Consider the following 21,664-nt stretch of genomic DNA (forward strand, 5'->3'; position numbering starts at 1 on the left):
GTTTTCTTCACGGTACGATATGGCGGGGTCCGCCACTTAGCAAACCTGGAGATGACGCCATGCCCGACATCCGGCGTGCGGACGCGCGCCGCAACTACGCGCGCATCCTCGCCGTGGCCGAGGAGGAGGTCGGCGCCCACGGGGCCGGCGCCTCACTGGAACAGATCGCCCGCATCGCGGGGGTCGGCTCGGCGACCGTGCGCCGGCACTTCCCCACGCGTCGTGCCCTGCTGGAGGCGGTGTCCCGGCAGCGGATCGAGGCACTGTGCGCCCGTGCGCGGGAGCTGACCGGCGAGAGTGACAGCCGGAGCGCGCTGCTGTCCTGGCTGGGCGACGTCGTCGTTTACTCCGCCTCCGCGCGGGGGCTGGCGGCGGCGCTGGCCTACGAGGGGGCCGGGCCCGACTCGGTGTACGAGAACTCCTGCGCGACGAAGCTGGAGGAGGCGGGGGAGCCGTTGCTGCGGCGTGCCGTGCGGGACGGGGCGGTGGCGGCGGACGTCACCGTCGCGGAACTGATCACGCTCGTCGTCGGGGTGGTTCTGGCGACGGAGGGCCGGCCGGATCCCCGGGGGGCGGCGGAGCGGATGTTCCGGCTTGCGGTGGTGGGGATCAGTCCGGCGGTGTGACGTGGGTTCCGGGGCGGTTTGCGCAGTTCCCCGCGCCGCTATGAGGGTTTCTGTGGTGGGTCGGGTGCGGGTGCGTTGTGGTTTGTTGCGCAGTTCCCCGCGCCTCTGGATGCGCGGTTCCGTGTGACCCCTGGATGTGGGGTTCCCCGCGCCCCAGGGGGCGCTGGCGGGGTGATCGCTCTGGGCGAACGGGGGGTGGGGAACATACGGGGGGCCGTGTGCATTGAGTCGGCATAGCTCAACTTGACTGCCGAAGGGGAGATCATGGCTGCTGAGTCCGCGGCGTTCACACCGCTCGCCCTGCCCGTGCTGCCGCTCGACGACGAGGTCGTGCTGCCCGGGATGGTGGTTCCGCTGGACCTCAATGACACCGACGTACGCGCCGCGGTGGAGGCCGCCCAGGCCGCCGCGCGGGCGGAACCCGGGAAGCCCCGGGTCCTGCTGGTCCCACGCATCGACGGTGCGTACGCGAGCACCGGTGTGCTCGGCACCGTCGAGCAGGTGGGACGGCTGGCCGACGGCGACCCCGGCGCGCTGATCCGCGGCCGGAGCCGGGTGAAGATCGGCGCGGGGACCACCGGACCGGGGGCCGCGCTGTGGGTCGAGGGGACCGGGATCGACGAGCAGGTGCCCGAGCCGCTGCCCGGCCACGTCGCCGAACTGGTCAAGGAGTACAAGGCCCTCGCCACCGCCTGGCTGCGCAAGCGCGGCGCCTGGCAGGTCGTCGACCGGGTGCAGGCCATCGACGACGTCTCGGCGCTGGCCGACAACTCCGGCTACTCGCCGTTCCTGTCCATCGAACAGAAGATCGAACTGCTGGAGACCGCCGACCCGGCGGCCCGGCTCCGGCTGGCCACCCAGCACCTGCGCGACCACCTCGCCGAGCAGGACGTGGCCGAGACCATCGCCAAGGACGTCCAGGAGGGCGTCGACAAGCAGCAGCGCGAGTTCCTGCTCCGCCGTCAGCTGGAGGCCGTCCGCAAGGAGCTGCGCGAGCTGAACGGCGAGAAGGACAGCGAGGAGTCCGACGACTACCGCGCCCGGGTCGAGGCCGCCGACCTGCCCGAGAAGGTCCGCGAGGCCGCCCTGAAGGAGGTCGACAAGCTGGAGCGGTCCAGCGACCAGTCCCCGGAGGGCTCCTGGATCCGTACCTGGCTCGACACCGTCCTCGAACTGCCGTGGAACGAGCGGACCGAGGACGCGTACGACATCCAGGGCGCCAAGGCGATCCTGGACGCCGAGCACGCGGGCCTTCAGGACGTGAAGGAGCGGATCACCGAGTACCTGGCGGTGCGCAAGCGCCGTGGTGACCGGGGGCTCGGTGTGATCGGCGGCCGGCGCGGCGGTGCCGTGCTGGCGCTGGTCGGCCCGCCCGGGGTCGGCAAGACCTCGCTGGGCGAGTCCGTGGCGCACGCCATGGGCCGCAAGTTCGTCCGGGTCGCCCTCGGCGGTGTCCGGGACGAGGCCGAGATCCGCGGCCACCGGCGCACCTACGTCGGCGCGCTGCCCGGCCGGATCGTGCGTGCCGTCAAGGAGGCCGGGTCGATGAACCCGGTGGTCCTGCTGGACGAGATCGACAAGGTCGGCTCGGACTTCCGCGGCGACCCGGCGGCGGCCCTGCTGGAAGTCCTGGACCCGGCGCAGAACCACACGTTCCGGGACCACTACCTGGAGGTCGAGCTGGACCTGAGCGACGTCGTCTTCCTGGCGACCGCCAATGTGCTCGAAGCCATCCCGGAGGCCCTGCTCGACCGCATGGAGCTGGTCCGGCTGGACGGCTACACCGAGGACGAGAAGGTCGTCATCGCCCGCGACCACCTGCTCCCGCGCCAGCTGGAGCGGGCGGGCCTCGCGGACGACGAGGTCACGCTCGACGAGAGCGCCCTGCGCAAGCTGGCCGGCGAGTACACCCGTGAGGCGGGCGTGCGCAACCTGGAGCGGGCCGTCGCCCGGCTGCTGCGCAAGGTCGCCGCGCAGCACGAACTGGGCGAGCGGAAGCTGCCGTTCACCGTCCGGGACGCCGATCTGCGCGACCTGCTCGGCCGGCCGCACCATGTGCCTGAGTCCGCCCAGGACCCGGCTCAGCGCCGCACGTCCGTGCCGGGCGTGGCCACCGGCCTCGCGGTCACCGGAGCGGGCGGTGACGTCCTGTTCGTCGAGGCGTCCCTCGCCGACCCGGAGACGGGCGCGGCGGGCCTGACCCTGACCGGGCAGCTGGGCGACGTGATGAAGGAGAGCGCGCAGATCGCCCTGTCCTTCCTGCGCTCGCACGGCGCCGAACTGGAACTCCCGGTCGGCGACCTGAAGGACCGGGGCGTGCACATCCACTTCCCGGCGGGCGCGGTGCCGAAGGACGGTCCGAGCGCCGGCGTCACGATGACCACGGCCCTGGCCTCGCTGCTGTCCGGGCGGCTGGTGCGCACCGACGTGGCGATGACCGGCGAGGTCTCCCTCACCGGCCGGGTGCTGCCGATCGGCGGTGTGAAGCAGAAGCTGCTGGCCGCGCACCGGGCCGGGGTGACCACCGTGATCATCCCGAAGCGCAACGAGGCCGACCTGGACGACGTGCCGCCGGAGGTGCTGGACAAGCTCGACGTCCACGCCGTCACGGACGTCCGCCAGGTCCTGGAGCTGGCCCTGTCGCCGGCCGTGAACGGTGCGGAGCCGGAGGTTCCGGTGGCCGCGATGGGGGCACCTCCCAGGCGTTGAGCACTGAGGGAGGGGGCCGCCGGATGAAGGAAGGCCCGGTTCCCGTGCTCTCGCACGGGAACCGGGCCTTCACCTGCCCTGGGAGGTCAGCCGTTCGCGAGTGCCTGCACCCGGTCCAGCGCCCCGTTGAACTTGTCGTGGTCCCCGACCGTCGGTCCGGACGACGTGTACTGCCACATGGTGTAGAAGCCCCAGCCGGCCGGGAGCGTGCCCACGGTGGAGGCGTAGCGGGCGATCCACAGCGGGTTGGCGGACGCGAAGCCGCCGTAGTTGCCGGTGCACTCGGTCCACCAGCTCGTGGCCGTGTAGATGACCGCGTCGCGGCCCGTACGGGCCTTGTAGGTGTTCAGGAAGTCGGCGATCCAGCTCACCATCGCGCTCTGCGACTTGCCGTAGCAGGAGGCGCCGTACGGGTTCCACTCGATGTCCAGGGCGCCCGGGAGGGTCTTGCCGTCCTTGGACCAGCCACCGCCGTGGTCGACGAAGTAGTTGGCCTGGGTGGCGCCGCTGGTGGTGTCCGGGGTCGCGAAGTGGTACGCGCCGCGGATCATGCCGACGTTGTACGAGCCGTTGTACTGCTGGGTGAAGTAAGGGTTCGTGTAGTACGTCCCTTCCGTCGCCTTCGTGTACGCCCACTTGACGCCGCTGTTCCACAGCGTCGACCAGGCGACGTTGCCCTGGTAGCTGGCGACGTCGACGCCCTCGGTCTGGGTGGCGTCACCGGTGCTGGGCGTGCCGTTGCGGCCGTCGTGGGCCAGGACGCCCATGCCCATGTAGGCCGAGCCGCGCGCGGGGGTGGTGGCGGCCTGGGCGCTGGTGAGGGGCAGGGTGAGGGACAGGGCGGCCAGCAGCGTCACGGACAGGGCCGTGAGCCTGCGGCGGATGGTGCCGGGTCTGTGCACGGGCATGGGCGTGCCTCCGAAGAGTGTGGTGGGGGGACCGCGGACGACCGACTCGGCCGAATGGCGTGAGCATGCCAGTAACGGCCTGGCAGAGAAGCTACGCACGTAGACCGGGTCGTGGGAAGGGGCCCCGGAGGCTGCCGTTGGTCTACGCCTGCGAAATACTTACGGAGCTGGGGCGATGGCGACGCTTGGCAGAAACTTTCAGGACCGCGAAATTGATCAGGGGTGCTGACGTGCACGAGGACGCGAACGACGATGGACGGCGCGCCGCCGCCCAGGTGTCGCCGGATGGTACAGACCAGGAGTTCCTGTCCCTGGAACGGGAGATGACGGTCCTGATGCGCCGCGCCCGGGCCAGCCAGGGCGAGATGGCCCGCGAGGTCCACCCCGACCTGGAGTCGGCCGCGTACGGCCTGCTGATCCGGCTGGACGAGCAGGGCCGGCAGCGGGCCACCGATCTCGCCGCCTACATCGGCGTCGGCAAGGCGACCATGTCCCGCCAGCTGCGGGCCCTGGAGGAGCTGGGTCTGGTCGCCCGCGAACCCGACCCCGGGGACGGTCGCGCCTGGCTGGTGAACCTGACCGGCGAGGGCCGCCGCCGGGTCGGCAGGGTGCGCGAGGCACGCCGGGCCCGGTACGTCCACCAGCTCGCCCACTGGGACCCGCACGAGGTCGCCGAACTGGCCCGGCTGCTCCACAAGCTGAACGGGGTCATCGAGAAGTAGGGGAAGCGGGGGGAGCAGGGGAAGCGGGGGAGGCAGGGGACGTCGCCGGGCCGTGCGGGGCACGGTCCGGTGCCGCGGACGTGCGGGGCTGCCGGAGTTCGGCATGGACCGCCGTCGCGTCGTCGTGTGTCTTGCTGCGTCGCAGATGTCTGCGCTCCTCGCGGTCGGCCGTCTCCAGGGCCCGCACCCGGTCGATCAACGCCTGTGCGCCCTCTTTCCGCAGCAGAGTGAAGCAGTCCGTCCAGCCGCCCTCGTGGAACTTCTCCACCCAGCGTGTCGCCCCGTCCGTCAGCGCGGCCAGGGCGCGGACCTCGCCGCGGGGCACGCTCCCCGTCACCGCGCGGGCGGCGACCGACGGGTCGGCGGCGGCCGTGAAGAAACCGCCCTCCTTGTTGCGGACCGTGGCATCCGCCACGGCGTCGGTCGCCAGGGACGAACGGGGCAGCCGGGCGATGCGGTCGTCCTGGACCGGGGTGACCGTGCCGTCCGGGGACTCCAGCAGGAGGGTGGAGTCGGACAGGACCAGGTACTCCAGTGACTCCGCCGACCAGCGGGCCAGGACGACGGTCGCCTGCGGGGTGCGCGGGTGAGAAAGGTCACAGGTGTCGGCGTGTGCGTCGGCGGTTCTGGCGATCGCCCGGGAGAGAATCTCTGCCAGCGTCAGATCTCGGCAGGAAACGGTCAGTTCGATCAGTGCACCGCCGAGTCGCGCGGTGAACCAGGGGACGGAATGCAGACAGCCCGTCCCGTCCTTCGGCGGGGTCACCCCGTCCAGGACGACCACCCAGCCGCCCTGTCCTGAGGCCGGTGCGCCGACACCCGCGAAGTCCTCGTTGGGTCGGCCGGGGTCGCCGGGCTCGGAAACGACGTCAGTACGCATCCGGCCAGTCTGCACGAGCCCTTCACAAGGTCTGCGGAAGGGTGGCAACGGTCCCCGAATTCGCGCAGCCGCGCAGGTCAGGCGCCTGTTTTGCGGGGGAATGGAGCGCTCCGCGAAAACGTGGCCGGGCATACTGCCAAAGCGAGCCGTCCGCGTCCAACCGGCCTGCCGCGACCCCCGCCCGCCCATGCCGGTGGAATTTGCCCGTCAACTCCCCTCCAGGGTTCACTCCTTCGGGTGGCGGGTCAGGTGATGCACGACCGTCGGCCACCGGCACTGGGAGGGTCGGACGGACCACACCGGGTGTACACATCACCTCGGCATCGGGACGATCAGCGGGACGGCGGGGTGCCACCCGGGCCCATGGGTACACGAGTTCAAGAATGCGAGCACCGGTGCAGATGAAGCGGCCTCGGCGCACAGGCGGACAGCCGGCCTCCGAAGGGGGCGCCGCCGAGCGGACCCCCGTAGGCACCGGCCGCCCGACCCACGTACGCAACCGGCTGATCCTCGCCGTGGCCGTGGTGGCCGCGGCCGTCGCCGGGGCGGGCGCCCCGTCCCTGATCGCCGCCTCCGGGCAACTGAGCGACGCCCAGGAACTGGTGAACCTCGCCGGACGCACCGAGAGCGCGCTGACCCTCGCACACGCGCTCGCCGACGAGCGTGACGAGGTCACCTCCTTCGTCGCGGCGGGCCGGCCCAAGTCCAAGACCCCGTCCGAGGACCGCGGCGCCCGCGTCGACCAGCAGGTCGAGGAGTTGCGCGCCGACACCGACACGCCCGCCGGACTCCGCTCGGAACTGGACACCATCGCCTCCGTCCGCAAGGCCGCGCTCACCGGCAAGGGCACCGCGCTGGACGCCCACGAGGGCTACACCGCCGTCATCACCGACCTGCACAGGCTCGCCGAGGAACTGGCCGAGCAGATGCCGCCGCGGGCGGGCTCCGGAGCGTACGCGCTCGCCGAGCTGGACACCGCGGTCCAGCAGTCCGCCGCCACCCGCGGGCTGCTCCTCGCCGCGCTGAAGGTGCCGAGCACCACCCAGACGGTGATCGACCCCCTGACCGGCCTGCCCACGACGGCCGCGGTCACCTCCGACGCCGACAAGAAGCAGCGCGACGCCCTCACCGCCGCCGCCCAGCAGGCCCGGCTGCGCGCCGACGCGGCCCTCGCCGACTTCCGCGAGGGGGCGCCGGGAACCGCCGTCGCGACGTACGACTCCACGGTCACCGGACCCGAGGCCGACGCGGCCGACAAGGACCTCGCCGGCCTCACCGACCAGCCCACGCTCTCCGACGGCGAACTGGCCACCAGCACCAAGAAGCTGGACGCCGCGCTGTCCGCGCGCGTCGACCTGATGCGCGGCGCGGAGTCCTCGCTCTACCACCACCGCACCAAGGACCTGTCCCGGCTGCGCGACGACGACGTCACCGAGCTGGAGATCCGCACCGCCGCCCTGGGTGCCCTGCTGCTCGTCGCCATCGGCGTCGCCACCGCGCTGGCCCGTACCCTCACCCGCCCGCTGTCGGTGCTGCGCCGCGGCTCGGCACGGCTGGCCGAGGCGGAGGACCTGACGGCCGAGGGACCGATCGCCTTCACCGGCCGCAACGACGAGTTCGCGCGGGCCGTCCGCTCCGTCAACACCCTGCACGCGCGCGCCGTCGCCCTGCACGAGCGCGTCGCCACCCTGGAGACCGACCGCAAGCACCTGGTCGGGCAGCGCCAGAAGATGGCCGATGCGCGCCAGGAACTGCGGGACGCGCTCCAGGTCTCCCAGGCGCAGCTGGAGCAGCTGCGGGCCGGCATCGGCGGCACGTTCGTGAACCTGGCGCTGCGCACGCTCGGCCTGGTCGAGCGGCAGCTGGCCGTCATCGAGGGCCTGGAGGAGCGCGAGCAGGACCCCGACCGGCTGGCCACCATCTTCAAGCTCGACCACTTCACCACGGTGATGCGCCGGCACAGCGAGAACCTGCTGGTCCTCGCCGGTTCCGAGCGCGTCCTGAACCACCCGGGACCGGTGCCGCTGGTCGACGTGGTGCGGGCCGCGGTCAGCGAGATCGAGCGCTACGAGCGGGTACGCATCGCCGCGCTGCCTCCGCACGCCCATGTGGTGGGCTTCGCCGCGGACGACATCTCCCACCTGCTCGCCGAACTCATGGAGAACGCGACCTCGTTCTCCCCGCCGGAGCAGCCCGTGGAGATCTCCGGCTGGCTGCTGGAGAACGGCGAGGTGATGCTCTCGGTGCAGGACGAGGGCATCGGCATGACCGGTGACCGCCTGGAGCGGCTCAACGCCCGCCTCGCCGACTTCGACCCGAACACGTCGTACGGCCAGGACGGCGAGGACGGCCTCGGGCTCGGCCTGTACGTCGTGGCCCGCCTCGCCCAGCGGCACGGCGTCCGGGTGCAGCTGCGCGAGCAGAAGCAGGGCGGTGTGACGGCGGTCGTGGTGCTTTCCCAGGACCTGCTGGAGAGCGCCGCGGCGACGTCCGTCCCGTCCGCGGCGGCCACGGCCGGCGGCGCCCCGACGGTCTCGCTGCCCGGGGCGGACGCCGAGGTCAACTCCAATGTGCTGCACGGCCGGGCGCCGGACGACGATCCGTTGGTGGCGCTGGCGGAACGCGCCGTGAGCCGGGCGGCCGCCACGGACGCCCCCGCCGACCCCGCGCAGGCGCGGCCCGAGCCCGGCGATGGGCCCGCGACGCCGGAGCACCCGGTGGCCGCGGACCCGGAGAGCCCGGTGGCCGGGACCGCGGAGCACTCGGCGGCCCCGGAGCACCCGGCCGCCGGTCCGGTGGAGCACTCGGCGGCGACGGAGGCCGGGACAGCTCCGGTGGAGCACGCCGCCGTGCCGGAACCCGCGGTCTCGTCGGAGACGTTCGCCGAGACGACGATGGAGCTGCTGGTACCGAACCCCGCCGCCGTCGACGCCGCGACGGCCCGGCCGGGCACACCGGCGCCAGTGCCGGCACCCGCACCGGATCCGAGCGACGAGGCGCACGGCTACCCCGCGCCCGCGCCCGGCCCCGCCCGGACCACGGAAGCACCGGAAACGGTCCGCTCCGTGGACGCGCCCGAGGCTCCCCGGCCCACGGAGGAGTCCGGGGCTCCCCGGTCCGCCGACGGTGCCCACGGGCGTCCCCCCACCCCCGGGGCGGACGCCGGAGTCCGTGCGTCCGCCGTAGGCGGTACCGGCGACGAGGCGGCCCACGAGCGCACGCCCGACCTGCTCACCGCGAAGGGCCTGCCCAAGCGCACCCCGAAGGTCACCGCACCCGCCCAGGCACCCCGGCGGACGGCCGGCTCCGTGGACGCCGACGCGCTGCGCCGCAGACTCGGCGGCTTCCACCGCGGAGCGGAGGCCGGCCGCCGCGAGGTCGAGGCGGAGATGGCCGGGGAGACCCCCGGGACCAGCACACCCGCGGACCGGCCCGCGGAGCGAACCGCCGGAGAAACCACGGGGGGCACCGTCGAGGAGGCAAGCAGTTGACCGCGCCCAGCACCTTCGGACTGAGCCGTGAGGCCCGTAACCTGCACTGGCTGCTGACGAACCTCATCGAGGAGGTGCCGGACATCCTGTCGGTCGCGGTGGTCTCCTCCGACGGCCTGCTGCTCGTCTCCTCCGACCCCGGCCATGCCGCCGAGGCACGGGAGGCCGGCGAGTCCCCCCGCCGCAGCGGTCCGCGCGGTTCCGCCGCCGACCTCGCCACGCTCGTCTCCGGCATCGGCAGCCTCACCCTGGGCGCCGCCAAGCTGATGGACTCCGGCGCGGTCAAGCACACGATGGTCGCGATGGACGAGGGGAGCCTGTTCGTGATGTCGATCAGCGACGGCTCGCTGCTCGGCGTGCACGGCTCCGCGGCCTGCGACATGAGCGTGGTGGCGTACCACATGGCGCTCTTCGTGGGCCGGGCCGGCCACGTGCTGACCCCGGAACTCCGCAGCGAGCTGCGAAAATCCCTGGAGTCCGATGCGACGGGGAGCAGCAGGTGAGCGGTGCTCCGAAGGAGCTCCCGGTCCGCGGCGGCGACCGCAGGCCCGCCCGGGTCCGTCCCTACTCGCTCACCGGCGGCCGTACCCGCTTCGGCCACGTCCTGCTCGTGGAGACGTTCGTGGCCAGCACCGAGGCCCTGGAGCCCGCCGAGGAGCGCAGGGAACTGACGCAGGGCGACCGCCCGAGCCGGGTGATGCCGGAGATGCGGGCCATCGTCGAACTGTGCCGCCGCATGCGTACGGTGGCCGAGATCGCCGCGCTGCTGCACATGCCGCTCGGCGTGGTCCGCGTGCTCCTGAGCGACCTCGCGGACCAGGGAAAGATCCGTGTGTACGGAACCGGCACCGGTCACGGCACCGGCCGACCGGACAGGTTTCTGCTGGAAAGGGTCTTGAGTGGACTCCGTCGTCTCTGACGCCGTCGGCGTCGTTTCCCCCGTCGAGTCCGACGAGGAGCTGAAGCCCTGGCAGATGGATCGCACCCGGCCGCCCGCCGCCACCAAGATCGTCATATCGGGCGGCTTCGGTGTCGGCAAGACCACGCTGGTCACCGCCGCCTCGGAGATCAGGCCCTTGCAGACCGAGGCGCTGATGACCGAGGCGAGCGAGGGCATGGACGACATCTCCGCCACGCCCGCCAAGCAGACCACCACCGTGGCCATGGACTTCGGCCGTCTCACGCTCGACGACGACCTGGTGCTCTACCTGTTCGGCACGCCGGGCCAGCAGCGGTTCTGGTTCATGTGGGACGACCTGGTGCGCGGCGCGATCGGCGCGGTCGTGCTCGCCGACACCCGCCGGCTCAAGGACTGCTTCCCGGCGCTGGACTACTTCGAGAGCTGCGGGGTGCCTTATATCGTCGCGGTCAACCACTTCGAGGGCAGCGACCCGTTCGAGCCGCAGGACGTACGGGAGGCGTTGACCGTCCCCGCGCACGTACCTGTCATGATCATGGATGCGCGGCGCCGGATATCGGTGATCGAGACTCTGCTCGCCCTAGTCGCTCACGCGCTTGAGGAAAGCCCCGAGTAGGCCGTAGGCCGACCGTAGCCCTCCAGGAGGCATCACCCGCATGCGGAAGATACTCGTCGTCGGAGCCGGGCAGTCCGGGCTTCAGCTCGCGCTCGGACTCCAGTCCCACGGCTACGACGTCACCGTGATGTCCAACCGGACGGCCGACGAGATCCGCTCCGGCCGGGTCATGTCGACGCAGTGCATGTTCCACACGGCACTCCAGCACGAACGCGACCTCCAGCTGAACTTCTGGGAGGCGCGGGCCCCGAAGATCGAAGGACTCGGCGTCTCGGTCGCCGCCCCCGGCTCCTTCGACCCGGGCCCCGCGCAGCGGGCGATCGGCTGGGTGGGCAGGCTCGACGGGTACGCGCAGTCGGTCGACCAGCGGCTGAAGATGGCCGGCTGGATGGAGACGTTCGCGCAGCGCGGCGGCCAGTTGGTCATCCACGGAGCCGCGGTCGGCGACCTCGACTACTTCTCCCGCGTCTACGACCTGGTGCTGGTGGCGGCGGGCAAGGGCGAACTGGTGTCCATGTTCGCCCGCGACCCCGAGCGGTCCCCCTACCGCGAACCGCAGCGCGCCCTGGCGGCGGCCTACGTCCACGACCTGGGCCCGCATCCCGAGCACCCGGAGTTCGACGCGGCCCGCTGCAACCTCGTCCCGGGCGTCGGCGAGCTGATCGTCAGCCCGTCCCTGACCGCCCACGGCCGCGCGGACATGCTGTTCTGGGAAGGCGTCCCGGGCGGCCCCCTCGACGTCTTCGCCGGTGTCAGGGATCCGGGCGAGCACCTGTCCCTGACCCTGGCCCTCATGGAGAGGTACACCCCCTGGGAGTACGAGCGGGCCAGGAAGGCGGAACTGACCGACGCGGGCGGCGTGCTGGCGGGCCGTTACGCGCCCACCGTCCGCAACCCCGTCGGCCGGCTTCCCGGCGGTGGTCTGGTCCTGGGCGTGGGGGACGTGGTCGTCGCCAACGACCCGCTCACCGGGCAGGGCTCCAACTCGGCGTCCAAGTGCGCGGCCTCCTACCTCGCCTCGATCCTGGAACACGGTGAGAAGGAGTTCGACGAGGTCTGGATGCGGGGGACCTTCGAGCGGTACTGGGAGACGACGCGGTATGTCACCAAGTGGACCAACGCGATGCTTGCTCCGCCGCCGGAGCATGTTCTGGAGCTGATGGAGGCGGCCGGGCGGTTCGAGCCCGTCGCGCGGCGGTTCGCGAACGGGTTCGATGATCCGGCGGACTTCGAGGACTATTTCTATGAGCCGGAGAAGACGAAGGCGTACTTGGCCTCTGTTGCCGGGGGCTGAGTGTTGTGCGGGTGGGTGGGGGTTTGTCGCGCAGTTCCCCGCGCCCCTATGGGGGCGGGGGTGCGCTGTTTGCTGCGGGCCTGGGGATGGGGCTGTGGGGCGTTGGGTGGCTAGGGGGCTGGTTGGGCTGTCGGGGTGTGGGGGCGGGTGGGGTTTTCGGTCGGGTCCGGGCGGACCGCGCCCAGGATCGGGTTGGCCGCGATCGGGGAGATCTTGACTCGGTCGCCGGGGCGGGGGGCCTGGACGACCTTTCCGTCTCCTAGGTACATCGCCACGTGCGTGGCCTCGGGGAAGTAGACGACGAGGTCGCCGGGGCGCAGTTCGTTCAGTGGGACGCGGGCGAGGCGTGCCCACTGCTCCTGGCTGGTCCGCGGGATCGGCGTGCCGGCGTGCTCCCACGCCTGTGAGGTGAGCCCCGAGCAGTCGTACGCCCCGGGGCCCTGCGCCCCCCACTGGTACGGCTTGCCGAGCTGGCCCATGGCGTAGCGCACGGCCCGGTCGCCCTGCTCGGACGCGGGCCGCGCGCTGCTGAGCGCGCCGGAGGTCACGATCTTCTGCTGGGCGTCGGCGATCCCGTCCTGTTCGACGCGGGCGAGTTCGGCGAGCTGCTCGGCGCTGAGCGAGGCGAGCAGTTTCTCGATGCCGGCGAGCCGGGTACGGACGTCGTTCCGCTGCTTCTGCTGCCGCTCGGCGAGCCGGAGCTGCGTGTCGAGGGCCCTGCGCGCCGTGCGGACGAGGGCGTTCTGCTTCTTCTCGCTGCCTTCGAGCCGGTCCACGGTCCGTGCCTGCTCCCGCGCCAGCTGACCGATCACATGCCCCTCGTCGAGCGCCCGCTGCGGATCGCGGGCGAGCAGCAGCCGTACGTAGGGGGAGAGGCCGGTGCTGCTCTGGTACTGCTGCCGGGCGAGCCGCGCGGCGTCCCTGCGGCTGTCGTGCAGGGAGAGCCGGGCGCGGGCCAGCTCCCCGTCGAGCCGCCTGACCTCGGCGCGCTGCCGCTCCAACTGCACCGCGGTGCCGTTGTAGGTCTCGGTGGCCTGTTCGGTCTGCCGGTACAGCCGCTGAAGGTCCGTCAGCAGCTCGGCCACGGACCGCTGCGGGTCCGGTACGGCCACGGCGGGGAGCGGCGCCAAGACGGCCTGGGCCGCCACCACGGCCGTACCCACCAGACGCAGCAGCCTTCCTGACACGACATCACCTCCGATGCGGGCGGGCGTTTTGTCGTATCTTCACCCCCGCGCCGGGAGTATCGGGGGTGCGCGCGCGGTCCGCGCGCCGAGCGTGCGCGGTTCGGCGCAACCATGTCACCCGTCGGTGTCGTCCGGTGTGCCGGACCGCGGGGCGTCAGGGCCGGTCGCCGGCCGGGACCAGGGCCACCGGTGGCGGGCGCCGGCCCGCGCCGCCCCCTGGCCGGCCTCGGCGTCGTAGGCGTACTTCCAGCCCTGTACGAGTCCCAGGCGCTTGCTCTGTGCGCGGGGCACCCGGCGGTAGACCAGGACGGTGGGCGGCCCGCCGTGCGCGTCCGGCACCGGGATGCGGTACGTCTTCGGGGGATGGCCGGTGAGGCCCAGCAGCACGGGCAGCACGCGCCCGTCCATGGGCCCGCCCTCGAACGGGGTGTCCTGACTCTTCACGGCACCAGTGTCAGTCATCCTCGGCGAGCGCCGCGATGAGCGCCGCCGTCTGCGGGTCCCGGCCCGCGGTCACCGTCAGCAGGGCCACGAACTGTTCGACCAGCCAGTCGCGCAACTCGTCGAGGGGCGGCTGTTTGTCCTCGTCGAGCCAGATCAGGGAGGCCGCCTCCACGGCGGTGATCCACATCCGGACGGTCATGCGCATCCGGGGGCCGGGCTCGGTGATGTCGAGGTGGTTGTAGATGTGCACGGCGGCGGCCCGCCGTACGCCGTCCACGATCGCGCTGGTGCGCCTGGTCTCGACCACGCTGCCGCCCTGAAGGAGGGCGCTGAAGCCGGTGTCGTGCCCGTCGACGAAGGTGAGGTAGCGGTCGAGGGCGCGGGTGAGGCGGAGCAGGCGCGGGCCCTGGCGGGGCTCGTCGAAGCACTGCTCCAGCTCGTCCGCGGCGGACCCGACGGCGGCCTCGTACAACTGCTGCTTGCCTCCGGGGAAGTACCGGTAGACCAGCGGCCGGGAGACGCCGGCGACCTCCGCCACGTCGTCGAGGGACACGTCCTCGGGCCTGCGGTGCGCGAACAGCGACAGCGCGGCGTCGATGAGCTGACTGCGGCGCTCCTCGACGCTGAGCCGGCGGTAGGCGGGGGTGGGGGCCTGCGGGGTCATGACCGGCAGCGTAACCGTTCCCGGCCGCGGCGGTCGCGGGTGATCCCGTCCCCGGCGACCGCTCAGGCCAGCAGTCCCGACGACCGCCACAGCCTGCGGCCCGCGCCGCGCAGCACCCCGATGTCGTCGAGGAAGTCCGTCAGGCGCCTCGCGCCGGTCTGCATCACCTCACGGCGGTGGCCGCTGGCCTTCACCTGCGCCATCGCCTCCCGCTTGTCCAGCCCCACGTTCGGGTAGACCTCCGGGTTGACGAAGGCCACCGAGAACACCCGCGCGAACTCGCCCGAGGTGACCCGGGTGAACTCCTGGGACCACTTCGGGGCGGTCACCATCTGGCGGCGCAGCTCCTCACGGGCGTAGCGCACGTGCCGGGCCTCCTCGACGACGTGGATCCGGGTGACGCCCCGGATCAGCGGCTGGACCCGCTCGTCGGGGAAGGTCAGCCGCTGCATCCAGTCGAGGACCTCCTCGCCGAGCAGCGTCGCCGTGAAGGAACCCGGGGTCGTGGAGATGGTCTTGAAGACCCGGCCCAGGGTCTGGTGCGCCCGGTCCACCGGGTACCAGGGCGTGCCGCCGTGCGAGATCAGCCGGGCGAACATCTTGGAGTGCCGGCACTCGTCCTCGATCTCGGTGAGCGCGTAGCGCACATGGGCGCTCGTCGCGGCCTTGTCGTAGATGTGCCGGACCAGCAGCTGCATCAGGATCATCTCGAACCAGATGCCCAGCGAGGCGAGCGCCGCCGCCTCGTGCCGGGAGAGCAGGATCCGCTGCTCCTCGCTCATCCGCCGCCACAGCGGCGTGTCGTACAGCGACACCAGCTCCGGCGGCCAGAACCACTTGCCCTCCTCGAAGGGCGCGTCCCAGTCCAGCTCCTTGTCGGGGTCGAAGGAGTGCTTGGCTGAAGAGACGAGCAGGCGCTCGGCCACCTGCTCCCGGTCCTTGAGCAGGCCGAGGGCGTCACGCAGTCCGTCGAGCGCGTCGGCTTCCGTCAGGGTCGTCATGGCTCCGTCACCTCGTTACCCGGGGTACGTCCTCTCGCCCTTATGAGACTGCTTGTCAGCAAGCGAGTCAATCCCCCGCGTGCAACTTGTTGACCCGGCGTCAACAAGTACGGCATGCCGCACGGGTCCGAGCCGACCGACGCGACAGGGGTGAGCTGCGACGGCACTTCGCCGCCGGGTGGTTCGGCCGGTTCCGGCACGGCGAAGCGGACGCGATGATTGCCCGGCGCGAGCACTCGGCGGGACGGCGGGACGGCAGGGCGGCAGGACGACGGGGCGGCAGGACGGCGGGGCAGCGGACCGGCGTTCGCCGGCTCACAGGCCGAGCACCGCCCGCATCACCGCCTGGGCGATCGGCGCCGCGTTGCCGGCGCCGCTGATCTCGCCCCGGTCGGCGGAGGCGTCCTCCACCACCACGGCGACAGCCACCTGGGGCTCCAGCGCCGTGTCGGCCTTGGCCCAGGACACGAACCAGGCGTACGGCACACCGGCGTTGCCGACGCCGTGCTGCGCGGTGCCGGTCTTGCCGCCCACGGTGGCCCCCGGGATGGCCGCGTTGGCACCGGTGCCCTCCCGGACCACGCCGGTCATCAGCTCCTTCAGCCGCATGGCCGTCGCCGGGTTCATCGCCTGGCGCATCGCGCGCGGGCCGGCGGTGCCCACCGTCTCCCCGCCCTTGCGGATGGTCCGCTCCACCAGGTACGGCGTGCGCACCTGCCCGTCGTTCGCCACGGCTGCCGCGACCATCGCCATCTGGAGCGGTGTGGCCCGCGTGTTGTACTGGCCGATCGACGACAGCGCCAGCTGCGCCTTGTCGACCCGGGTGTCGAAGGTGCTCTGCGCCACCGAGAAGGGGATCTTCAGATCGGTGTCGTTGAAACCGAAGCCCTGCGCCGTCGACACCATGTCCTCGACCCCGACGTCCACGCCCAGCTTCGCGAACACCGTGTTGCACGACCACTCGAAGGCCGCGCGCAGCGAGGCGTCCGCACAGCCCTCCGCCTCGTTCGTCAGGCGCGTCCTGGTGCCGGGCAGCGTGTACGGGTCGGGGGAGTCCGTGGGCCGGTCCAGGTCCTGGACCACTCCGGCGTCCAGCGCCGCCGCCGCGGTGACCACCTTGAAGGTGGAGCCCGGCGGATAGGTCTGCCGCACGGCCCGGTTCAGCATCGGCTTGTCCGGGTCGTCGTTGAGCCGGTCCCAGGCCCGCGTCACCGACGCGTCGTTCCCGGACAGCTCGGCCGGGTCGTACGACGGGCTGGAGACCAGCGCCAGGATCCGGCCGGTGGACGGCTCCACGGCGGCCACCGCCCCCTTGCGCCGGCCCAGCCCCCGGTAGGCCGCCTCCTGCGCGGCCCGGTTCAGGGTGGTGACGACGTTCCCCGGCTCGCTCTGCGCCCGGGTGACGTCGTTCCACAGCGGGAACGGCGACAGCAGCGGGTCCGCGCCGGAGAGGATGCCGTCCTCCGCGTGCTCCAGGAACGTCGTCCCGTACACCTGCGAGGCGAAGCCGGTGACCGGGGCGTACAGCGGGCCGTCCCGGTACGTCCGCTCGTGCCGCAGCTGCTCGCCGGTGTCCCGGGAGCCGGTGACCGGGGCGCCCGACACCAGGATGTCGCCGCGCGGCTGGCCGTAACGGGCGATGGTGGCGCGGCGGTTGGCGGGGTTGCCGTCGTAGCCCGGTCCCTCGACGACCTGGACCCGGGCGGCGTTCACCAGGAGCGCCGCGAGCAGCAGGGCGCAGAACACGGCGGCGTGCCGGATGTGCCGGGTCATCGGGCCACCTCCGGGTCGCCGGGACGCCGGGCCGAGTCGCTGACCCGGATCAGCAGCGCGGTGATCGTCCAGTTGGTGACGACCGAGGAACCGCCCTGCGCCAGGAACGGCATCGCCATGCCGGTCAGCGGGATCAGCCCGGTCACCCCGCCCGCGATGACGAACACCTGGAGCGCCACGAGCGAGGCGAGGCCGGTGGCCAGGAGCCGGCCGAAGGGGTCGCGCAGGGCGAGGCCGGCCCGGTAGCCGCGCTCCACCAGCAGCCCGTACAGCAGGAAGATCGCCGAAAGACCGGCCAGCCCCAGCTCCTCGCCCGCCGTCGCCAGGATGAAGTCCGACTTGGCGGCGAAGCCGATCAGCACGGAGTGGCCGAGACCCAGACCGGAACCGAGGACACCGCCCGCGGCGAAGGCGAACAGGGACTGCGCCAGCTGGTTGGGGCCCCGGCCCGCGTCGATCGTCGCGAACGGATGCTGCCAGTCCTCGACCCTGGTGTGCACGTGCGGCTCCAGCCAGCCGACCACGACCGCGCCGAACGCGGCGAGCAGCAACCCCACCGCGATCCAGCCGGTGCGGCCGGTGGCGACGTACAGCAGGACCACGAACAGGCCGAAGAACAGCAGTGAGGTGCCCAGGTCGCGCTCCAGGACCAGCACGCCGACGCTGATCAGCCAGAGGGTGACGATCGGGCCGAGGACCCGTCCGGTGGGCAGTTGTACGAACCAGACGCGGCGGCCCGCGTAGGCGAGCGCGTTGCGGTTGGCCGCCAGGTACGCGGCGAAGAAGACCGCGAGCAGCACCTTCGCGAACTCGCCGGGCTGGATGGAGAAGCCGGAGAGCCGGACCCAGATGCGGGCGCCGTTCACCGCCGGGAAGAGGATCGGCAGCATCAGCAGGGCGAGCGCCGCCGCGCCGCTGACGTAGGCGTAGCGCTGGAGCACCCGGTGGTCGCGCAGCAGCAGGACGACGGCGATGAACAGTCCCACGCCGAGCGTGGACCACACGAGTTGGGCGGGCGCCGCCCGGTCGCCGGGCGTCTCCAGGTCGAGCCGGTAGATCAGCACCAGGCCGAGGCCGTTGAGCAGCACGCCGATCGGCAGCAGCAGGGGGTCCGCGCAGGGGGCCCGGAGCCGGACCGCGGCGTGCGCGCCCAGGGCGAGCACGCCGAGCCCGGCGCCGTAGCCGGCGGCGCCGGGCGGGACGGCGCCGGTGCGCGCGAGACCGACGGCGCAGTAGCCGTACACGGACAGCAGGACGGCCAGCACGATGAGGGTCAGCTCGATGCCGCGGCGCCGGTGGAGGGGTACGACGGGGGTGGGGGTCTTAGCCGTCGCCACGGCGGTTCCGGCCTTCGTCATGTCCGGAACCTACCTAATGGGGAGCCTTGTGCGTCTTGACGGTCAGCACCAGCGTGGCGTGAGCCCGAGGACGCGGATGTAGCGGGCCGAGCCCCAGGCCCAGGTGCGGTCCCCGAGGAGGTACCAGATGCGGTTGCCGTTCACCGGGCCGCCGGGGAACCGGCAGTAGATCGACACGATCTGGCCCCGTTGGGCGAAGCCGATCCGGCGGCTGCCGCGGTCCGGCCGGTCGTGCAGCCACAGGCCGCCGATCGCGGTGACCACGCCCCGGGAGCGGACCGGGCCGTCGCCGCCGTGCGGGGCCGCGGTGGCGGGGGCGGCGGCGAGTGCGGTGAGCAGGGTGCCGGACGCGGCGGTCGCGGCGAGGGTGCGGGTGAAGGTGTGGGTGAGGCCGCGGGTGTGGGGGGAGCGCGGGCGCATGGGGACCTCCTGGGGGGCGTGGATGAAATCAGCGAAAGTGATGAAAACGATGAAAGCCGACGAATCATCAAATCGGCCGACCGCCACGCTAGGAGTGCCGTTCTTGACGGCCCCGTCGTGTTGGGCCATCGGTGCCGGGGGTTGCCGGATGGCGGATGGTGTGGTGTGGGGTGGGGTGGGGTGGGATGGGGGGTGGTTGTCGGGTGTGGGTTGGGGGTGGCAGGTTGCGCAGTTCCCCGCGCCCCTGGGGGGAAAGGGGTGGCTGGAGGGGGTGGTCTGCGGGTTGGGGGTGGCAGGTTGCGCAGTTCCCCGCGCCCCTGGGGGAAGGGGGTGGCTGGAGGGGGTGGTCTGCGGGTTGGGGGTGGCTGGTCGCGCAGTTCCCCGCGCCCCTGGGGGGAGGGGGTGGCTGGTGTGGGTGGGTTGGGTGACGGCCGTGTTGGGGGGTGGGTGGTTGTCGGGTGTCGGGTGCGGGTCGGGGGTTCAGCGGGGGCGGCGTAGGTGCAGGCGGGCGATGGCTCCGCCGGTGGTGGCGTTGGTGAAGTCCAGGAGTGCGCCCAGTACCTCCGCCTGGCCCACCGCGATCGTCAGTCCGAGCCCGTGGCCGGTCGTCACGCCCTCTGTGCGGAATCGCTGGGGGCCGTGGGCCATCAGGTAGTCCGGGAAGCCGTCGCCGTGGTCCCGGACCGCGACGACCGGCCCGTCCACCGTCAGCACCACGGGCGGCCGCCCGTGCCGGTGCGCGTTGGCCACGAGATTGCCCAGCACCCGCTCCAGACGCCGCCGGTCGGTCTCCACCCAGGCGTCCGTGACCACCCGCACCTCGGTGTCGGTCCCCGACGCCCGTACCACCCGCCGGGCCAGCGCCGCCAGTTCCTCGGTGTCCGTCTCCAGCCGTTCCCGTCCGGCGTCCAGCCGGGAGATCTCCAGCAGGTCCTCGGTGAGCGTCCGCAGCGCCGCGACCCGGTCCCGCACCAGCTCGGTCGGGCGGCCCGGCGGCAGCAGCTCGGCCGCCGCGTGCAGCCCGGTCAGCGGGGTGCGCAGCTCGTGCGCCACGTCCGCGGTGAACCGCTGCTCGCTCTGGAGCTTGCCCTGGAGCGACGACGCCATCGAGTCCAGCGCGGCGGCGACCGCCGCCACCTCGTCCGGACGGTGCGCCGGGTCCTTCGTCCGCGGGTCGTTCACCCGTGCGTCCAGGTCACCGGCGCTGATCCGGCGGGCCACCTGTGCCGTGCCGTGCAGCCGCCGGGTCACCCGGGTCACCGCGAACGCGCCGACGGCCAGCGTCGCCGTGATCGCCAGCCCCGACGACCACAGGATCGAGGTGTCGAGCCCGGCGATGGTGTTCGCCTGCTGCGCGTAGTCGACCTCCACCGCGAGCGCCCGGCCGCCCGTGGCCGGGCCCGCCGCCCACATCGTGGGCTGTCCGTGGTGCCGGGTGACCATCGTGCCCCGCTGCCCGCCTGCCGCCAGGGTCCGCAGCGACTCGGGCAGCCCCGCCGGATCGAGGCCGGCGCCCGGCGGCAGCATGTCCCCCGACTGGTACGCCTGGGTCGCGTCGGTCAGCTGGGCCAGCGCCTCGGCCCGGGCCTGGCCGACGGTCTGGTTGGTCACCGAGGTGTGCACCAGGACACCCAGCAGCGCGGCCAGCGCGCAGCACATCACCGCGATGAAGACGGCGGCCTTCGCGGCGAGCGCCCCGGTCCACTGGGGCAGTGCGGGCCGCCTCATCACGATCCCTGGGCCGACGGCGACGGCGCCGGTGATGACGACGGTGTGCGGGCGGGTCCACCCCCGCCGGTGCGCAGGAACTCGTCGCGGGCGAACACCATCGCGCGCTGCTGCGGATCCCAGGTCCAGGTCGTGCGGTACTCGTAGCCGGAGATCCCCGCGGGCGAGCGGACGATCACGGTACGCCCGGCCAGCTCGACCCCGACGATCGCGTCGTTGTCGGCGAGGACCTGGACCAGCCGGTGGCCTTCGACGGTGTAGACACGGATCGCGGTCTGGTTCGTCGGGTACAGCCGGAAGCCCAGTGCCAGCTCGTCGCGGCCGTTCCCCGTGAGGTCGCGGTAGTACGCCGGCAGCAGCGGGCACCGGCTCCGGTCCCCGCCCGCGGCGCAGTCGGCGATCCGGTCCGCCGCCCCGTGGTACGGGCCCTTCGAGCCGTAGCTGTCCGGATGCGCGGCGATCTCCGCCCGTACCACGGCGACCGGGTCCACCTGGTGGATGTCGTCCCCGGGCACGGTGACGCCCCGCACGGGCTCTCTGCTCGCCACGTCGTACGGCCAGGCGGGGCTGGACGCCGGCTCCAGGCCGGGCCAGAGCCTGGCCGGGCCCGCGGCGGTCGGGGTGGGGCCCGCGGCGCGCAGCCCGCCCGTGTCGCCGCAGCCGGCCGCCGCCACCGACAGCAGGGCGACGGCCAGCGCGGTACGGGCGGCGCGGGCGGGGGGACGGCGTGGCACGGTGCTCCTGGGACTCGGGGTCGGTGGGGACCCGTACACCCTATTCGGCGGCAAATCCTTTTTGTGCACCCGAACGGCGCAACACGGCAGAGGCGGCTCGGCCTGCCCGGATGCCCGTGGCACCGCCCGTCCGCGGGGGCACCGCCGGCCGGTGGCGCAGGAACCTGCTCCTTGCCCCCGGGGCGTCCCG

General features: G+C 72.7%; 19 protein-coding genes. 8 read left to right on the forward strand and 11 right to left on the reverse strand.

All coding sequences use genetic code 11. From position 1 onward, the window contains the following. Positions 1-59: 59 nt before the first annotated feature. A complete protein-coding gene (locus tag ACFY2B_RS27000) occupies positions 60-626 on the forward strand; it encodes a TetR/AcrR family transcriptional regulator (RefSeq protein ID WP_390765654.1) in 567 nt (188 codons plus the stop codon). A 264-nt stretch (positions 627-890) separates the two neighbouring features. Continuing rightward, positions 891-3,335, forward strand: coding sequence for an endopeptidase La (gene lon, locus ACFY2B_RS27005; protein ID WP_390765655.1), 2,445 nt, complete (start codon positions 891-893; stop codon positions 3,333-3,335). An 86-nt stretch (positions 3,336-3,421) separates the two neighbouring features. Here lon and ACFY2B_RS27010 read toward each other — a convergent pair whose 3' ends face one another. Continuing rightward, the gene (locus tag ACFY2B_RS27010) at positions 3,422-4,243 is read right to left on the reverse strand and encodes a lysozyme (protein ID WP_390765656.1); all 822 of its coding nucleotides are present in this window, start codon (positions 4,241-4,243) and stop codon (positions 3,422-3,424) included. A gap of 230 nt (positions 4,244-4,473) precedes the next feature. Between ACFY2B_RS27010 and ACFY2B_RS27015 the strand changes: the two genes are divergently transcribed. Next, a complete protein-coding gene (locus ACFY2B_RS27015) occupies positions 4,474-4,965 on the forward strand; it encodes a MarR family winged helix-turn-helix transcriptional regulator (RefSeq protein WP_390765657.1) in 492 nt (163 codons plus the stop codon). On the opposite strand, the gene ACFY2B_RS27020 is transcribed toward ACFY2B_RS27015, so the two are convergent. Continuing rightward, a complete protein-coding gene (locus tag ACFY2B_RS27020) occupies positions 4,952-5,845 on the reverse strand; it encodes a protein phosphatase 2C domain-containing protein (protein WP_390765658.1) in 894 nt (297 codons plus the stop codon). The two genes, ACFY2B_RS27015 and ACFY2B_RS27020, sit on opposite strands and share 14 nt — an antisense overlap. Positions 5,846-6,228: 383 nt before the next feature. Between ACFY2B_RS27020 and ACFY2B_RS27025 the strand changes: the two genes are divergently transcribed. From ACFY2B_RS27025 to ACFY2B_RS27045, 5 genes are read left to right on the forward strand one after another with little or no spacing between them, the layout of a single operon-like run. Then, positions 6,229-9,336 (forward strand): nitrate- and nitrite sensing domain-containing protein, encoded by a 3,108-nt coding sequence (locus tag ACFY2B_RS27025; RefSeq protein WP_390765659.1) that lies wholly within the window; start codon positions 6,229-6,231, stop codon positions 9,334-9,336. Then, positions 9,333-9,839: a roadblock/LC7 domain-containing protein gene (locus ACFY2B_RS27030; RefSeq protein ID WP_390765660.1), complete on the forward strand. Its 507-nt coding sequence runs from the start codon at positions 9,333-9,335 to the stop codon at positions 9,837-9,839. The genes ACFY2B_RS27025 and ACFY2B_RS27030 overlap by 4 nt, the downstream gene beginning before the upstream one ends. Further along, the gene (locus ACFY2B_RS27035; protein WP_390765661.1) at positions 9,836-10,255 is read left to right on the forward strand and encodes a DUF742 domain-containing protein; all 420 of its coding nucleotides are present in this window, start codon (positions 9,836-9,838) and stop codon (positions 10,253-10,255) included. Before ACFY2B_RS27030 ends, ACFY2B_RS27035 begins: the two co-directional genes overlap by 4 nt. Further along, the gene (locus ACFY2B_RS27040) at positions 10,236-10,871 is read left to right on the forward strand and encodes an ATP/GTP-binding protein (RefSeq protein WP_390765662.1); all 636 of its coding nucleotides are present in this window, start codon (positions 10,236-10,238) and stop codon (positions 10,869-10,871) included. The genes ACFY2B_RS27035 and ACFY2B_RS27040 overlap by 20 nt, the downstream gene beginning before the upstream one ends. Before the next feature lie 40 nt (positions 10,872-10,911). Beyond that, positions 10,912-12,165 carry a styrene monooxygenase/indole monooxygenase family protein gene (locus ACFY2B_RS27045; protein WP_390765663.1) on the forward strand — a complete coding sequence of 418 codons (1,254 nt, stop codon included), beginning with the start codon at positions 10,912-10,914 and terminating at the stop codon, positions 12,163-12,165. Positions 12,166-12,275: 110 nt separating this feature from the next. Here ACFY2B_RS27045 and ACFY2B_RS27050 read toward each other — a convergent pair whose 3' ends face one another. The 9 genes from ACFY2B_RS27050 to ACFY2B_RS27090 form a co-directional block, all read right to left on the reverse strand. Continuing rightward, entirely contained in the window at positions 12,276-13,352 is a 1,077-nt protein-coding gene (locus ACFY2B_RS27050; protein ID WP_390765664.1) for an NlpC/P60 family protein, read from the reverse strand. A gap of 114 nt (positions 13,353-13,466) precedes the next feature. Beyond that, on the reverse strand, positions 13,467-13,796 hold the full coding sequence (locus ACFY2B_RS27055) for a hypothetical protein (RefSeq protein WP_390765665.1): 330 nt from the start codon (positions 13,794-13,796) through the stop codon (positions 13,467-13,469). Between the two features lie 10 nt (positions 13,797-13,806). Next, positions 13,807-14,460, reverse strand: coding sequence for a TetR/AcrR family transcriptional regulator (locus ACFY2B_RS27060; protein ID WP_390765666.1), 654 nt, complete (start codon positions 14,458-14,460; stop codon positions 13,807-13,809). A gap of 62 nt (positions 14,461-14,522) precedes the next feature. After that, positions 14,523-15,461, reverse strand: a complete 939-nt coding sequence (locus tag ACFY2B_RS27065) for a diiron oxygenase (RefSeq protein ID WP_390765667.1) — start codon at positions 15,459-15,461, stop codon at positions 14,523-14,525. A 315-nt stretch (positions 15,462-15,776) separates the two neighbouring features. Further along, positions 15,777-17,234: a penicillin-binding transpeptidase domain-containing protein gene (locus tag ACFY2B_RS27070; protein ID WP_390765668.1), complete on the reverse strand. Its 1,458-nt coding sequence runs from the start codon at positions 17,232-17,234 to the stop codon at positions 15,777-15,779. Next, positions 17,231-18,592, reverse strand: a complete 1,362-nt coding sequence (locus ACFY2B_RS27075) for an FtsW/RodA/SpoVE family cell cycle protein (protein ID WP_390765669.1) — start codon at positions 18,590-18,592, stop codon at positions 17,231-17,233. Before ACFY2B_RS27075 ends, ACFY2B_RS27070 begins: the two co-directional genes overlap by 4 nt. A gap of 42 nt (positions 18,593-18,634) precedes the next feature. Further along, a complete protein-coding gene (locus tag ACFY2B_RS27080) occupies positions 18,635-19,012 on the reverse strand; it encodes an SH3 domain-containing protein (RefSeq protein ID WP_390765670.1) in 378 nt (125 codons plus the stop codon). A gap of 480 nt (positions 19,013-19,492) precedes the next feature. Beyond that, positions 19,493-20,740 (reverse strand): histidine kinase dimerization/phospho-acceptor domain-containing protein, encoded by a 1,248-nt coding sequence (locus ACFY2B_RS27085; protein WP_390765671.1) that lies wholly within the window; start codon positions 20,738-20,740, stop codon positions 19,493-19,495. After that, positions 20,740-21,474: a hypothetical protein gene (locus ACFY2B_RS27090; protein WP_390765672.1), complete on the reverse strand. Its 735-nt coding sequence runs from the start codon at positions 21,472-21,474 to the stop codon at positions 20,740-20,742. The genes ACFY2B_RS27085 and ACFY2B_RS27090 overlap by 1 nt, the downstream gene beginning before the upstream one ends. Positions 21,475-21,664 lie beyond the last annotated feature (190 nt).

Origin of the sequence: Streptomyces sp. NPDC001270 (assembly GCF_042896695.1) — a bacterium.
Taxonomy (GTDB): Bacteria; Actinomycetota; Actinomycetes; order Streptomycetales; family Streptomycetaceae; genus Streptomyces.

What these genes read in the sequence shown, in the direction of transcription:
- ACFY2B_RS27000 (WP_390765654.1), top strand. Translation starts at nt 60, where the DNA reads ATGCCCGACATCCGGCGTGCGGACGCGCGCCGCAACTACGCGCGCATC.
- ACFY2B_RS27085 (WP_390765671.1), bottom strand. Translation starts at nt 20,740, where the DNA reads ATGAGGCGGCCCGCACTGCCCCAGTGGACCGGGGCGCTCGCCGCGAAG.
- ACFY2B_RS27020 (WP_390765658.1), bottom strand. Translation starts at nt 5,845, where the DNA reads ATGCGTACTGACGTCGTTTCCGAGCCCGGCGACCCCGGCCGACCCAAC.
- ACFY2B_RS27075 (WP_390765669.1), bottom strand. Translation starts at nt 18,592, where the DNA reads ATGACGAAGGCCGGAACCGCCGTGGCGACGGCTAAGACCCCCACCCCC.
- ACFY2B_RS27070 (WP_390765668.1), bottom strand. Translation starts at nt 17,234, where the DNA reads ATGACCCGGCACATCCGGCACGCCGCCGTGTTCTGCGCCCTGCTGCTC.
- ACFY2B_RS27045 (WP_390765663.1), top strand. Translation starts at nt 10,912, where the DNA reads ATGCGGAAGATACTCGTCGTCGGAGCCGGGCAGTCCGGGCTTCAGCTC.
- ACFY2B_RS27060 (WP_390765666.1), bottom strand. Translation starts at nt 14,460, where the DNA reads ATGACCCCGCAGGCCCCCACCCCCGCCTACCGCCGGCTCAGCGTCGAG.
- ACFY2B_RS27010 (WP_390765656.1), bottom strand. Translation starts at nt 4,243, where the DNA reads ATGCCCGTGCACAGACCCGGCACCATCCGCCGCAGGCTCACGGCCCTG.
- lon (WP_390765655.1), top strand. Translation starts at nt 891, where the DNA reads ATGGCTGCTGAGTCCGCGGCGTTCACACCGCTCGCCCTGCCCGTGCTG.
- ACFY2B_RS27080 (WP_390765670.1), bottom strand. Translation starts at nt 19,012, where the DNA reads ATGCGCCCGCGCTCCCCCCACACCCGCGGCCTCACCCACACCTTCACC.
- ACFY2B_RS27065 (WP_390765667.1), bottom strand. Translation starts at nt 15,461, where the DNA reads ATGACGACCCTGACGGAAGCCGACGCGCTCGACGGACTGCGTGACGCC.
- ACFY2B_RS27025 (WP_390765659.1), top strand. Translation starts at nt 6,229, where the DNA reads ATGCGAGCACCGGTGCAGATGAAGCGGCCTCGGCGCACAGGCGGACAG.